The following is a 12,416-nucleotide window of genomic DNA, read 5'->3' as shown; positions in this document are numbered from 1 at the left end:
GGTGCTGCCGCACCGCGCCGGTCAGGGTGCCTGACCTGCGGCCTCGAAGCCCGTCGACGTGATCCGGTCGTCATCTCGGCGGCGCAGGATCTGCACCTCGGTGGTGGCCTCGGTGTCGGTCAACGGCAGCACTGTCACCGAGGCGGGCACCACGGCGGAGATGCTCGCCGGCGCGATCGTCACCCCGAGGCCGGCCGCGACCAGGTGCGCCACAGTGGCCCAACTGGTGGCGTCCTGGACGATGCGCGGGGCGTAGCCGGCTTCCAGGCACGGCCGGAGATTGCGCTGGTAGGCCCGCTCGCCGGCCACCCGGGGGAAGAAGACGAACGGGTCGTCGCGCAGCACCACGGCGTTTATCGCGAGGTTGGCCGCCCGCGGGTGGTCGGCCGGCAGGACGGCGACGAAGGTCTCGGTGGCGAACGTGGTGCCGACCAGGTCGTCGTGGTCGTCCGCGTCCCGAACCACGCCGAGATCGACCTCGCCGTTCAGCAACCGGTCGACGATATGCGCCGTGTACGCCTCGTGCAGGCGCAGGTGGACGGCCGGATGCCGCTCGCGGAAACGACGGATCGGCCCGGCCAGCCCGAGCGGGATCGCCGAACTGACGAAGCCGATGTCGAAGCGCCCCTGCTCCCCGCGCCCGATGCGGCCCGCCTCGTGCACGTCGTCGGCCACGGCGGCCAGCACCCGCCGGCACCGGCCCAGATACGCCTCGCCGGCGGGCGTCAGCGCCACCGACCGGGAGGTGCGCACGAACAGCGGCGTACCGATCATCGCCTCGAGCTGGCGGATCTGCTGCGACAGCGGCGGCTGGGCCATCCGCAACCGCGCCGCGGCCCGGCCGAAATGCAGCTCCTCGGCGACCGCGACGAAGTAGCGCAGGTGGCGCAACTCGGGTTCCATACGTCAAGGATACGAATGACTCCGAACAAGATATTGGACGTTCGAATGGGGGCGGCCGGAGAATCGGACCATGAACCCGAGCACGCTCACCGTCACGTCCATGACGACCGCTGCGGAGGCCGAGGCCTTCCGGACGCTCAACGAGGAATGGATCGCCCACTTCTTCACCATCGAGGAGTCGGACCGTAAGACGCTCGGCGACCCGTTCGCCGCGATCGTCGCCCCGGGCGGCGACGTGCTGATCCTCCGCGACGGCGGGGAGATCATCGGCTGTGTCGCCCTGGTCCGCAGCTCGGACGACGTCTTCGAACTGTCGAAGATGACGGTGGTCTCGGCGGCGCGCGGCAGGGGCCTCGGCCGCCAGCTCATCGAGGCGGCGATCGAACGCGCCCGCCAGCTCGGCGCGACCACCCTGTTCCTGGGCAGCAGCACCACGCTCGCGAACGCCGTGCACCTCTACGAGACTGCCGGCTTCCAGCACGTCAGCCCGGACCAGATCCCGCTGCCGCCGTACGCCCGCGCCGACGTCTTCATGAAGATGGCGCTCTGATCACCTCCGGCCGACGCGGGGTTCCGGGGCTCGGCGCACGGCCGACGCCAGCGCCGGCTTAACCCGGCCTTAGCGTTCGGACAGCGCGGTGCTATCCCCGTTCAGCCGATCCTCAGAGTCGACAACCCAGGAGTTGCCATCCGAGGAAAGGTGGACACCACGATGAAGCGCACCAACCTGCTTCTGGCGACGGTCGGCGGGTCGGCGGTGCTGGCGGTGGCCGGGGTCGCGCTCGGCGTCAACGCCGCGAGCGACACGCGGGCCGGCGGCACGGCACTCGCCGCGGCCACCGTCGCCCCGACGGCCACGGACGCGCCGGAGGCCGGCGCGACCACCGCCACGCCGGGGACCAGCGGTACGCCGTCGGCCGGCGCCTCGTCGGGTACGCCGTCGAGCGGTACGCCGACCACGAGCACCGCCCCGGCGGGCAGCGCGGTCGACGAGAAGCGTGCCGGCGAGATCGCACTCGCCAAGGCCGGTGGCGGCCAGATCGTCGAGGTCGAGGCCGAGCAGGAGAACGGCCGGCCGGTGTGGAGCGTCGAGATCGTCGCAGGCGAGACCGAGCACGAGGTGGACGTCGACCGGGACAACGGCTCGGTGGTCAAGGCCGAGCAGGAGCCCGTCGACGCCGATGACAACGACGCCGATGACAACGACGCCGATGACAAGGACGACGATGACAAGGACGACGACGACTGACCGTCCGCTGCCGCCGCCCGTTCCGGGGATCCCCCGGGGCGGGCGGCGGCTCGCGTCGTGGAGCAGGCGGCTGGTACGGCGGCCTCAGATGGCGACGCGCTGCTCCTGGGCCGTCGGTTGCTCCTGGACCGTCGGTTGCCCCTGGACCGTCGGTTGCTCCTGGTCGAACTGGGTGCGGTACAACTCCTGATACCGGCCACCGGCGGCGAGCAGGTCGCCGTGTCGCCCACGCTCGACGATCCGTCCGTCTTCGACGACGAGGATCTGGTCTGCCGCGCGGATGGTGGAGAGCCGGTGCGCGATGACCACACTCGTCCGGCCGGTCAGAGCTTCGGCGAGGGCCTCCTGAACCGCGGCCTCGGAGGTGGAGTCGAGGTGCGCGGTGGCCTCGTCGAGGATGACCACGCGCGGACGGGCCAGCAGCAGCCGCGCGATGGTGAGCCGTTGCCGTTCCCCGCCCGACAGCCGGTACCCGCGTTCACCGACGACGGTGTCGAGCCCATCGGGAAGTGAGCGGATCAGGTCGTCGAGGCGGGCCCGTCGGAGCACCTCCCACATCTCGTCCTCCGTGGCGTCCGGCTGGGCGAACGCCAGATTGGCGCGAATGCTCTCGTGGAAGAGATGCCCGTCCTGGGTGACCACGCCCAGCGCCGTCCGGATCGACTCGGCCGACAGGTCGCGTACGTCGACGTCGGCGAGCGTCACCGCGCCGTCCTCGACGTCGTACAGGCGGGGGACGAGCTGCGCGATCGTCGACTTGCCCGCCCCGGAGGAGCCGACGAGGGCAACCATCTGTCCCGCCTCGGCGCGGAACGACACCCCGTGCAGCACCTCCTCGCCGCCGCGGGCATCGAGCTTCACCACGTCCTCGAGGGACGCGAGCGACACCCTGTCCGCCGAGGGGTAGCCGAACCGCACCTTGTCGAACTCCACCGCGACCGGTCCGTCGGGAAGCGGGCGCGCGTCGGGCCGGTCGCGGATCAGCGGCGTGAGGTCGAGGATCTCGAACACCCGCTCGAAGCTCACCAGCGCGCTCATCACCTCCACCCGAGCGCTGGCCAGCGAGGTCAACGGCGCGTAGAGGCGCGACAGCAGCAGCGCCAGGGCGACCACGGTCCCGGCGTCGAGGCTGCCCCGGAGGGCGTAGAGACCACCCAGCCCGTAGACCAGGGCCAGCGCCAGCGAGCCGACGACGGTGAGCGCGGTGATGAAGACCCACTGGAGCATGGCGGCACGGATGCCGATGTCCCGCACCCGACGCGCCCGTGCCGCGAACTCGGCCGACTCCTCGGCCGGCCGCCCGTACAGCTTGACCAGGGTCGCGCCGGGTGCCGAGAAACGTTCGGTCATCCGTGTGCTCATGGCCGCGTTGTGCTCGGCCGCCTCACGCTGCAACTGGGCGAGCTTCGAACCCATCCGGCGCGCCGGGAGGACGAAGACGGGGAGCAGCACGAGCACCAGCACCGTGATCTGCCACGAGAAACTGAGCATCACCGCAAGCGTCAGCGCCAGGGTGACAGCATTGCCGACGACCCCGGACAGGGTGTCGCTGAAGGCCCGCTGCGCGCCGATCACGTCGTTGTTCAGGCGGCTGACCAGCGCACCGGTGCGCGTCCGGGTGAAGAACGCCACAGGCATGCGTTGGACGTGGTCGAAGACTGCCGTCCGCAGTTGGACGATGAGCCCCTCACCGATGCTGGCGGACAGGAACCGCGTCACCAGACCCAGGCCGGCTTCGGCCAGGGCGATCACGGCGATCAGCACCGCCAACCGGATCACGACGCCGCTGTCGGCACCGTCGACGATGGCCTCCACCACCCGTCCGGCGAGGACCGGCGCCGCCACCGTGAGGACCGCCGTCACCACGCTCAACAGCAGGAACCTGATGATCAGGGCACGGTGCGGCCGCGCGAACCCCGCGATGCGCTTCAGGGTGACACGGGACAGCGGTCGTTCTTCCTGCGCGTTCATCGCGTGGTGCAGAGACGTCCACGCGGTAAATTCCATGCTCATGCATTACCTCCGATACCGGAGGTTAGGACCTCACCCGAGCTTGAGGTCAAGTCACCGCGCCGAGCGTTCCCGCCCGGCGCGCGACCGGAGATTGGCTAGGCGTCGCGGCGCAGCGTGAACCAGAAGGTCGGCACCGAGTTGGTGCCCGGTGTGACGTCGAGTAGTTCCCAGCCGCGGAACCTGGCGCGGAGCTCGTCGGCCGTGACGCCTGCCGCCCACGATTTGACCTCGGGGACGGGATTGCCGATTGGCTCGGGGCCGTACCCGAACATCAGCAACCGTGCTCCGGGAGCGGCGCGGTGGGTGAGCCCGGCGGCGTAGGCATCGCGGCGGTGTAGTGGGACGCCGCAGTAGCAGCTCAGGTCGAAGAACAGGTCGAAGGGGCCCGGCACGTCCAGCTCGTCGAGGCGGGTGGCGTCTCCGTGCCGCACCCGTACCGCCACGCCCGCCGCCGCGGCCTTCTCCCTGGCCTGGTCGACGGCGCGGTCGATCAGGTCGACGGCCGCCACCTCCCAGCCGTGCCGCGCGAGGTAGGTGGCGTTGGTCCCGGTGCCGCAGCCGAGTTCGAGGGCGCGGCCGGGCGGCAGCGCCCCGGGCCCCTCTACCAGGTCGACCAGCTCGGGCGGCGTCACGCCGGTGTCCCACGGTGGCTTGCCGGCGCGGTAGAAGCGCTCCAGCGCGCGGTGGACGGCCTCCTCCTCCGGGTCTCGCTGCTCCTCCGGGTCTCGGTGCGTCGAGGCCAGGTCCGGGTCCGGCTTCTGGGTGGCGTTGGGCTGGGCCATCGTGTCCTCCAATAATTTAGAGTGCAACTCTAGTGGCGTGCTCTAAAGATAGGCTCGCAATATGGACAAGGTCAAGCGGCCGGACAAGCGGGCCGAGCGCTCACGCCGTACCCGTGACAAGGTCGTCGACGCGGCTCGCGAGTTGTTCGTCGCGCAGGGTTACGGGGCGACGAGCCTGCAGGAGGTCGCGGACCGGGCGGGCGTGGCCGTCCAGACGGTCTACTTCGTCTTCCGCAACAAGCGCACGCTGTTCAAGGACGTCGTCGACGCGTCCATCGCCGGGGACACCGAGCCGATCGCCACAATGGATCGTGAGTGGTTCCGCGCCGCGTGCGCCGAACCCACCGCGGCCGGGCAGCTGCGCGCGCACGTCCACGGCACCTGCGAGATCCTGGGCCGGGTCGCCCCGATCATGCCGCTGATCGCGGCTGCCGCGGCCACCGACCCGGAGATCGCGGCACAGTGGCCGGACGGCCCCGATCCGCGTTACACAGTGCAGTACGCGGCGGCCGAAGCCCTGGTCAGCAAGCCCGACACCCGTCCCGGCCTCTCCGTCGAGATGGCGGCCGACCTGCTGTTCGGCCTGCTCAGCCCGCAGCTCTACCTGATCTTCGTCCGCGACCGCGACTGGTCACCGGACGCGTGGGAAGAATGGGCCCGCACCACCTTGACCTCCCAACTCTGCGCCGACCCCGGCTAGGCGGACGGACGTCACGATCGCCCTCCAGCCGCGCGATGGTAGGCGTCGTGCTCGCGGCGGATCCCAGGAGCCGCGGCACCGATTGGGTATCCACCGGATCCAGGCGATCAACGCCAGTTCCGGGTGGTGGGCAGGGACGTGGATGTGCCGGGTCGCGGATATACCCGGGTCGCGGATTTACCGGGTCGTGGTGGGCGGCCATGAGTGGCCCAATAGCTGCCGGCTCGCCTTGAGGCCCTGCCCCGGCCGGGTGCTCGGTCAACGCCGCTCCACCTCGGTCGGTCTCGCCGCCGCGGTTGATGATGGTGACGGTCCTGCCGGTCACGGTGAGGTGGGCGTCCTCGGCAAAGATCCCCTGGCCACCGGTACGCAGCAAGCCATCCGTCAACGGCTGCTGGCGTTGGCCCTCGGCTGGTCGTGTCTAGGGCCGCCGGTGGTAGTGGTTGCGGCGGGGGACCTGTTGGGGGTCGAGCCAGGCGGGTGGGATGAATTCGGGGTGGCCGTCGCCTGCCAACCGCACTGTCCAGTCGTTGTGGTGGAGGTGTCGGTGGTGGTGGCCGCAGAGCAGGACGGCGTTGGTGAGGGTGGTGGTGCCGCCGTCGGCCCAGTGGTGGATGTGGTGGGCGTCGCACCAACGGGGTGGGCGGTCGCAGCCGGGGAAGGCGCAGCCGCGGTCGCGTAGGACGAGGGCGCGTCGCAGGGGGCCGGTGATGAGGCGGCGTTGCCGGCCCACATCGAGGGGTTGACTGGAGCCGCCGAGGACGGCCGGGAGGATCGCGGCGTCGCAGGCGAGTCGGCGCACCGTGTCGGGGGTGAGGCGCGGGCCGGTGTCGAGTGCGCCGACACCCAACTCGCGGGCCAGCGAGTCGTAGCCGGTGGTGACGACGATCTGGGCGTGGTCACCACCGCTGTCGGGCAGCTCACCCGTGCGCAGGGCGAGTCGGCACACGTCGGCGAGGGCGTCATGGCGGCGTTGGCCGGCGCAGCGGGTGTCGTCGGGCCCGGTGGGTGCGCTGAGGGGGTCGATGGCGGCGCGGAGCAGCGCCGCGGCTTCCGCGTCGAGGGTGCCGGTGAGTCGCAGCCGGCCGTCGGTCTGCTCGGAGAGGGTGAGGGTTCGGTCGCGGGCTGCCCGGGCAGCCTCGGCGTCCAGTGCGGCGTGGGCGGCGGCGTCGGCGATGTCGGGGGCGACGTGGTCGAGGATGCGGGCGCCGAGTTTGCGCATCAGGATGGGGTCGAACTGGCCGGCCCAGTCGGTGAGCACGCCGACGGCCTTGTCGGCGACCTCCGGCCCGGCGGCCGTCTGCACAGCCGTGACGGTGTCGACGATGACTCGGGCCTGCTCCGCGCTGACCGCGCCGGTCGCCAGAGCCTCCCGCACGGCGGCCGGGGCCGCGTCGACGCGGGCCGCGAGATCGACCAGCCGGCGCGCGGCGGGGACTGTCAACCGCAGTCGCTCGCGCAGCCAGACCGCGGTGCTGGACGCGCCCTGCGTCAGTGCGGTGCCGCGACCGTCCAACTCGCGCACCAACGCCAGCTTGACGGCGGCGAGGCGTTGCTCGACGCGGTGCGCGGCGTCGAGCGCGGCGATCAGCTCGTCTTCGGTGAGGGCCCAGGTGGCGTCGTCGACGCAGGCGACGACGACGTCGTCTGCCTGCGCCAACTCCTCGACCATGACGACACACTAGAACAGGTGTGCGACAATTTCCCCGGTCATGATCGACCGCTGGGCTCGGTGGTCAAGGCCGAGTAGGAGCCGGTCGACGGCCCCGGCAAGGCCAACGCCGACGCGGCCGACGCCGCCGACGCCGACGACGCGGACACGGACGACGCCGCGGACGCCCGACGACGCCGCGGCCGACGCCGACGACGCCGCGGAAGCCCGACGACGCCGCGGAAGCCCGACGACGCCGCGGACGCCCGACGACGCCGCGGCCGACGCCGACGACGCCGCGGAAGCCCGCCGACGACGCGGACGCCGCCGACCACAAGTGCGACGACGACAGCTCCTACGCCCACCGACACCACCCAGCCGCGCCCCGACCGGATCCGCCATCCTCGCCGGGGCGCGGCTCTGTTGTCGCAGGACGCGCGGCGGTGTGGGGGAGCGGGCCTACCGCGTCAGGCGTCGGGCTGCGGCTGGCCGGCAACGCCCTCGGCGCCGGAGCGGGGCTCGAGAACCACCACCGCGGTTTCGGACGGGCGCAGGGCCGCGAAGGCGTCCAGGTTGGTGTCGATGTCGCGCCAGCGCGCCCACAGGCGGGTCCGCTCGTCCCCGGTCGCGGCGCGCCCACGGACCAGCCGCCGCCCGTCCACCAGGTCGACTGTCGCCTCCGGATGGGTCCGCAGGTTGAGCCACCAGGCGGGTTCACCCTCGCCCCAGCCGTTCATCGCCAACGTGAACAGGTTCGGCCCGTCCTCCAGGTACGCGACGATGACACCGCGTTGCTGGCCGGTACGGCGACCGGTCGTGGTCAGTCGCAGGGTGCCCCAACGGTCCGGGCGGGGCCGCCAGAGCCCGACTCGGCCGCGAAACACCCGGTAGAGCCCTCGGTGCACCGACCAGGCCGTCCGGATGAACCAGCGCGGCGGCAGCCTCGGCTTCCTTGCGCGATCCTCGATCGACACGACGACCTCCCACACGAGCGTGGCGATGGTACGAACAGCATGCCAGCCGCGCCCCCGGCGCGGAATGGCGCCCGCGGTGATCGTGGGAGCCAAGTCGCGAGGTATTCGGTACGGTTGTCGGGCACTGTGTGGAAGTAGTCGAGATCCTGGCTGAGTGGTGGGAGTGGGTGGTGGCTGTGTGGGCGGCAGGTAAGGTCATTCGGTTCGATGAGGCACGTGGTTACGGTTTCATCGCGCCGGCGAAAGGTGGCGAGGACATTTTCGTCCACGCCAACGACTTCGGCGAGCAGCGGCATCTGGTGCATCCCGGCATGCGTGTCGAGTACGAGGTGGAGGCCGGCGACCGTGGTCTGAAGGTGGCGGCGCTGCGGATCGTCGAGTCGGTCGCGGTCGCCCGGCCGGAACGGGCACCGGACGTGGTGCCGACGCGGACCGGGCAGACCGGGGAGGATGACGGGATGTGCGACGTCCTGTCGCCGCGCGAGTTCACCTACGAGGTGACGGAGTTGCTGATCGAGCGGGTGCCGACGCTGACCGGGGCCCAGATCTCCGCGATCCGGCAGTCGCTGGTCGACCACGCCAGATCGCACGGTTGGGTCGAGAGCTGAGCCGCTGGCCCGTTCGGTTCACCGGTGCCGTGCTGTCGTCATCGGCGTTCGGGTGCGAACGGCACCCGTAGGTCGATGCCCCGACGGGTCACGGCCAGGGCCTCACCGATGAAGCTGATGCCGATGGTGAGTTGGATCGGACGGGCCGGCGCCTGCATCCCGAGATGGTCGGCGAGCAGGCCGTAGCCGAGCATCGCGACGAGCGTGCCGGCGATGGCAGCGAAGGTGCGAAGGCGGTAGCGCTGCCAGAGGAAGCCGCGCTTCTCGTAGACGACGACGAGCGAGCCGCGTAGGTAGCCGAGGGCGAGGCCCAGTGCGCAGCCACCCACGAGCCAGGCGTAGTCGACGGTGCGCAGGCCGTCGGTCCTGAGCAGGATGTAGAGGCCGATGGCGGTGAGGATGACCGGCGGTGCCCACAGGTCGCGCTTGTTCAGGGGTTCGCCGGCCAGCCGTTTCACCACGAGGACGATCAGCGCCAGGACGATGATCGCCGCCACGACCCAGCCGTTCACTGTCGCACCTCCCGTATTTGGCACCGTCGTGCCAAATTATCATGGCATGAACGTGCTATAAAAACCCCATGCCAAAGATCGTCGATCCCGAGCAACGTCGTCGCGTGGTGGCCGACGCCGTGCACGCGGTCGTCGCGCGCGACGGCCTGGAGGCGGCCACGTTGCGCAATGTGGCCGACGAGGCGGGGTTGGCCATCGGATCGGTTCGGCACTACTTCACCGACCACGACGAGTTGATGATCTTCGCCGTCCAGGAGCTTGGCCGCCGCGTCGGCGAGCGGGTCTGGGCGCACGCCGAGTGCCTGCTCGGCGACTCCGCCGGCAGCCGCGCGGATCGACGCCGCCGCACCGAGGAACTCCTGGCCGAATTTCTGCCGCTCGACGACCTCAGACGCGACGAGATGCTCCTGCGGCACACGTTCACCGCGGCGGCCCGCACTCGTCAGTCGTTGCTCGTCCACGCCGAGGCGATGCAGCAGGCCTTGGACGAGTTGGTTCAGCGCACGTTGCGGGGCGCGCAGGCGGCCGGCGGTCTACCCGCGGACCTCGACGTGGAGGTGGAGAGTGTCCGCCTGCGTGCCCTGCTCGACGGGCTGGGACTGCAGGCCGTGATGTTCCCACGGCGTTTCCCGCCGGGCCTGTTGCGCGAGGTTCTGCGCCGTCACCTGGACTCGCTCGTCGCCGCGCCGGACGGCGCCGCCGGGTAGGGTCCGCCTCACCTTGCCGGATCGCCGCCCGGACTCCGCCTCGGCACGACCGCCCTCAGGAAACGGGCCTCAGGCGTCTCTGCGCAGGTAGGCCTCGGCCAACTGACGCAGGCGGGTCCGGTCGAAGCTGCGCCCGTGGCCGGGATGGACGATGGACACGTCGAGGTCGGCGAGAAACTCCATGCTGCGTCGGTAGTCGGCCACATCGGAGTTCGGCAGGTCGTCGATCAGCGCGCCCTCGTAGACTATGTCGCCGGAGTACAAGGTCCCGGTGCGTTCCTCCAGCAGGGCGATGCTGCCCGGTGTGTGGCCGGGAAGGTGCAGCACGGTGAGTGTTCGCCCGCCCAGGTCGACGTGGTCGCCGTCGTCGAGCAGGCGGTGCAGGGTCATGGGTGCGATGCGGTAGGCGGCCGGGTCGTAGTCGGGATCGGGCAGGGCGTCGATCATCAGCTCCGGGACGGGTGCGCCCGCCGCGTCGATCCCGAGCTTGTCGAAGAGTTCCGCGCCGTACAGGCTCGCCGGTACGCCCGCCGCCAGGAGGTCCGCCTCGGCGGGGTGCGCGGCCCGGTCCGCGAACTCGGCCGCCCCGCCGACGTGATCCAGGTGCGCGTGGGTGAGCAGGACCATCGGATCGCGCGCGAACATGGCCGGGATCGCCTCCCGGAGGGCGACGACCCCGAGCCCGGCATCGATCACCAGGTCCCGATCGTCGCCGCGCAGCCACCAGAAGTTCGGCGACAGGAGTTCGTTGACGTGCGGTTCCGAGAGCCGGGTGACGCCGCTACCGGCCTCGGCTCGGGTGTACCAGTCGACCATGCCGGCAAGTGTGCCAGCGCGGGATCCCGTTTTCGTGCCCGCCGGTTGGGCCATCCCACCGACCGGCGGCGGCCCTGCGCCGTGTCGTCAGCGTCGAGGCGGGGTCGCGTACGGGGGACGGCTCAGGGCGCCGCGGGGGCGGCGCCCTGAGCGTCTGCGTCAGCCGATGCGGAACTGCTCGCCGTAGACGGCGAACGCCAGCGGCGTGTTCAGGTTGAGGTTGCCGTTGTTGAGGAACACCCGCTGGGCCGTGTCGACGCGGGACGTGTCCGAGTGGGCTTCCTCCTTCTTCATCTCGATGACCCGCTCGTCGAGGAACGCGTTGAGCCAGGTCCGCTCGTCGCCGCCCTGCGCCGGGGGCTTCGCGCGCGCGAGGGCGCGGCTGCGGATCTGGCGCATGCCCTCGTACCCGTGCATCACCGCCGCGTCGTAGTAGGCGAACTGACCGAGTGCCCGGACCTGGTCGTTCTTGCCGTCGCGTACCGACGGGTTGAAGTAGACCCGGTCCCGCTCGGCCTCCTGCGCGGCGCGGAACACCGAGTCGTTGGCCGCGGTCCGCCAGTCGCGGGGGAAGTTGGGGTCCAGACCCGCGTGCGAGGGGGTGCCGTCGACGGCGCGCAGCGCCGGCAGGTATCCGGCCAGCACGTTGCCGGGCTTGGTGCGCGTGTACGCCTCGACCAGCTCGAGCATGTCGCCGGTGCCGGAGCAGAAGCCGATGATGCCGGCGGTGTAGCCGCGGCCGTCGCCGATGTCCTCGATGTAGGAGAACTGCGCACGCCAGTCGAGCGAGGAGTTCTCCGCGGCCGAGACGAGCTGCATGGCGACGTCCTTCTTCGCCGGGTCGTCGAGGTTGACGCCGGCCGGAACGGTGGCGGTGGGCGTGGGGCCGGGGGTGCCACCGCCGGGCAGCGTCCACTGCTGGTTCGTGGTGCCGCCGCAGGTCCAGATCTGCAACCGGGCGCCGTTCGCGGTGCTCCGGTCGGTCACGTCGAGGCACTTGCCCGAGGCGGTGTTGACCAGGGCGCCGTTGCTCGCCGTCCACTTCTGCGCGCCGGTGTTGTTGCAGTCGTACAACTGGATCTTGGCGCCGTTGGCTGTCGACGCGGCGGTGACGTCCAGGCACTTGCCGAGCGCGCGGATCGAGGCGTCGGTGTTGCCGACCGTCCAGGTCTGGGCCGTGCTGCCGTTGCAGTCGTAGAGCTGGACCGGCGTGCCGTTCGTCGGATTGGCCCCGGCGACGTCGACGCACTTGCCGCCCAGGCCGGTGATCGGGCCGGCGGTCGCGGCGCTGGCCGACGGCAGGCCGTAGCCGACCGCCGCGACGCCGGTCAGCAGGGTGCCCACGACGTAGGCGGCTGTTCTCTTGCGGACCATTGTGTTCCTCGGGGAAGGGGCGGCATGCCGCCGGCCGGTCGGTGCCCGGCGCGACGATCGGCCCCGGCGGGCACCGCGAGCATCTGGAAACTGTATTAACAGATATCAGTGCGTCGCGGTGCCGTCA

Annotated in this window: 13 protein-coding genes; 5 read left to right on the top strand and 8 right to left on the bottom strand. The window is 71.1% G+C overall.

Features of this window, described 5'->3' with window-relative positions; translation table 11 throughout:
- Nucleotides 1-21 precede the first annotated feature (21 nt).
- The gene (locus ACPXBU_RS14705; RefSeq protein WP_425758424.1) at nt 22-903 is read right to left on the bottom strand and encodes a LysR substrate-binding domain-containing protein; all 882 of its coding nucleotides are present in this window, start codon (nt 901-903) and stop codon (nt 22-24) included.
- Between the two features lie 100 nt (nt 904-1,003).
- Here ACPXBU_RS14705 and ACPXBU_RS14700 point away from each other — a divergent pair, with 100 nt between their 5' ends.
- Nucleotides 1,004-1,453, top strand: coding sequence for a GNAT family N-acetyltransferase (locus tag ACPXBU_RS14700; RefSeq protein ID WP_425758423.1), 450 nt, complete (start codon nt 1,004-1,006; stop codon nt 1,451-1,453).
- A gap of 162 nt (nt 1,454-1,615) precedes the next feature.
- Nucleotides 1,616-2,152 (top strand): PepSY domain-containing protein, encoded by a 537-nt coding sequence (locus ACPXBU_RS14695; protein WP_425758422.1) that lies wholly within the window; start codon nt 1,616-1,618, stop codon nt 2,150-2,152.
- Nucleotides 2,153-2,236: 84 nt separating this feature from the next.
- On the opposite strand, the gene ACPXBU_RS14690 is transcribed toward ACPXBU_RS14695, so the two are convergent.
- Both ACPXBU_RS14690 and ACPXBU_RS14685 read right to left on the bottom strand, forming a co-directional pair.
- On the bottom strand, nt 2,237-4,165 hold the full coding sequence (locus tag ACPXBU_RS14690) for an ABC transporter ATP-binding protein (protein ID WP_425758421.1): 1,929 nt from the start codon (nt 4,163-4,165) through the stop codon (nt 2,237-2,239).
- 95 nt (nt 4,166-4,260) lie between these two features.
- Nucleotides 4,261-4,947: a class I SAM-dependent methyltransferase gene (locus ACPXBU_RS14685; protein WP_425758420.1), complete on the bottom strand. Its 687-nt coding sequence runs from the start codon at nt 4,945-4,947 to the stop codon at nt 4,261-4,263.
- A gap of 61 nt (nt 4,948-5,008) precedes the next feature.
- Between ACPXBU_RS14685 and ACPXBU_RS14680 the strand changes: the two genes are divergently transcribed.
- Nucleotides 5,009-5,647, top strand: coding sequence for a TetR/AcrR family transcriptional regulator (locus tag ACPXBU_RS14680; RefSeq protein WP_425758419.1), 639 nt, complete (start codon nt 5,009-5,011; stop codon nt 5,645-5,647).
- Between the two features lie 421 nt (nt 5,648-6,068).
- Here ACPXBU_RS14680 and ACPXBU_RS14675 read toward each other — a convergent pair whose 3' ends face one another.
- Nucleotides 6,069-7,319 carry a DUF222 domain-containing protein gene (locus ACPXBU_RS14675; RefSeq protein ID WP_425758418.1) on the bottom strand — a complete coding sequence of 417 codons (1,251 nt, stop codon included), beginning with the start codon at nt 7,317-7,319 and terminating at the stop codon, nt 6,069-6,071.
- Between the two features lie 446 nt (nt 7,320-7,765).
- On the bottom strand, nt 7,766-8,272 hold the full coding sequence (locus tag ACPXBU_RS14670) for a nitroreductase/quinone reductase family protein (RefSeq protein WP_425758417.1): 507 nt from the start codon (nt 8,270-8,272) through the stop codon (nt 7,766-7,768).
- 176 nt (nt 8,273-8,448) lie between these two features.
- Here ACPXBU_RS14670 and ACPXBU_RS14665 point away from each other — a divergent pair, with 176 nt between their 5' ends.
- Nucleotides 8,449-8,880 carry a cold-shock protein gene (locus ACPXBU_RS14665; RefSeq protein ID WP_425758760.1) on the top strand — a complete coding sequence of 144 codons (432 nt, stop codon included), beginning with the start codon at nt 8,449-8,451 and terminating at the stop codon, nt 8,878-8,880.
- Between the two features lie 38 nt (nt 8,881-8,918).
- Here ACPXBU_RS14665 and ACPXBU_RS14660 read toward each other — a convergent pair whose 3' ends face one another.
- Entirely contained in the window at nt 8,919-9,392 is a 474-nt protein-coding gene (locus ACPXBU_RS14660; RefSeq protein ID WP_425758416.1) for a DUF1453 domain-containing protein, read from the bottom strand.
- A gap of 68 nt (nt 9,393-9,460) precedes the next feature.
- On the opposite strand from ACPXBU_RS14660, the gene ACPXBU_RS14655 reads away from it, so the two are divergent.
- The gene (locus tag ACPXBU_RS14655; protein ID WP_393361007.1) at nt 9,461-10,099 is read left to right on the top strand and encodes a TetR/AcrR family transcriptional regulator; all 639 of its coding nucleotides are present in this window, start codon (nt 9,461-9,463) and stop codon (nt 10,097-10,099) included.
- Nucleotides 10,100-10,168: 69 nt separating this feature from the next.
- Here the strand turns inward: ACPXBU_RS14655 and ACPXBU_RS14650 are convergent, their stop codons facing one another.
- Both ACPXBU_RS14650 and ACPXBU_RS14645 read right to left on the bottom strand, forming a co-directional pair.
- A complete protein-coding gene (locus ACPXBU_RS14650) occupies nt 10,169-10,915 on the bottom strand; it encodes an MBL fold metallo-hydrolase (RefSeq protein WP_425758415.1) in 747 nt (248 codons plus the stop codon).
- 159 nt (nt 10,916-11,074) lie between these two features.
- Entirely contained in the window at nt 11,075-12,289 is a 1,215-nt protein-coding gene (locus ACPXBU_RS14645; protein WP_425758414.1) for a chitosanase, read from the bottom strand.
- Nucleotides 12,290-12,416 lie beyond the last annotated feature (127 nt).

The organism is Micromonospora sp. DT231, assembly GCF_049847025.1.
Classification (GTDB): domain Bacteria; phylum Actinomycetota; class Actinomycetes; order Mycobacteriales; family Micromonosporaceae; genus Micromonospora.
This window is presented reverse-complemented; position numbering and strand designations above follow the sequence as displayed.

Bases quoted from the DNA above. Each gene is read 5' to 3' on its own strand.
- ACPXBU_RS14705 (WP_425758424.1), bottom strand. From the start codon at position 903: ATGGAACCCGAGTTGCGCCACCTGCGCTACTTCGTCGCGGTCGCCGAG.
- ACPXBU_RS14645 (WP_425758414.1), bottom strand. From the start codon at position 12,289: ATGGTCCGCAAGAGAACAGCCGCCTACGTCGTGGGCACCCTGCTGACC.
- ACPXBU_RS14685 (WP_425758420.1), bottom strand. From the start codon at position 4,947: ATGGCCCAGCCCAACGCCACCCAGAAGCCGGACCCGGACCTGGCCTCG.
- ACPXBU_RS14700 (WP_425758423.1), top strand. From the start codon at position 1,004: ATGACGACCGCTGCGGAGGCCGAGGCCTTCCGGACGCTCAACGAGGAA.
- ACPXBU_RS14675 (WP_425758418.1), bottom strand. From the start codon at position 7,319: ATGGTCGAGGAGTTGGCGCAGGCAGACGACGTCGTCGTCGCCTGCGTC.
- ACPXBU_RS14690 (WP_425758421.1), bottom strand. From the start codon at position 4,165: ATGAGCATGGAATTTACCGCGTGGACGTCTCTGCACCACGCGATGAAC.
- ACPXBU_RS14655 (WP_393361007.1), top strand. From the start codon at position 9,461: ATGCCAAAGATCGTCGATCCCGAGCAACGTCGTCGCGTGGTGGCCGAC.
- ACPXBU_RS14695 (WP_425758422.1), top strand. From the start codon at position 1,616: ATGAAGCGCACCAACCTGCTTCTGGCGACGGTCGGCGGGTCGGCGGTG.
- ACPXBU_RS14680 (WP_425758419.1), top strand. From the start codon at position 5,009: ATGGACAAGGTCAAGCGGCCGGACAAGCGGGCCGAGCGCTCACGCCGT.
- ACPXBU_RS14650 (WP_425758415.1), bottom strand. From the start codon at position 10,915: ATGGTCGACTGGTACACCCGAGCCGAGGCCGGTAGCGGCGTCACCCGG.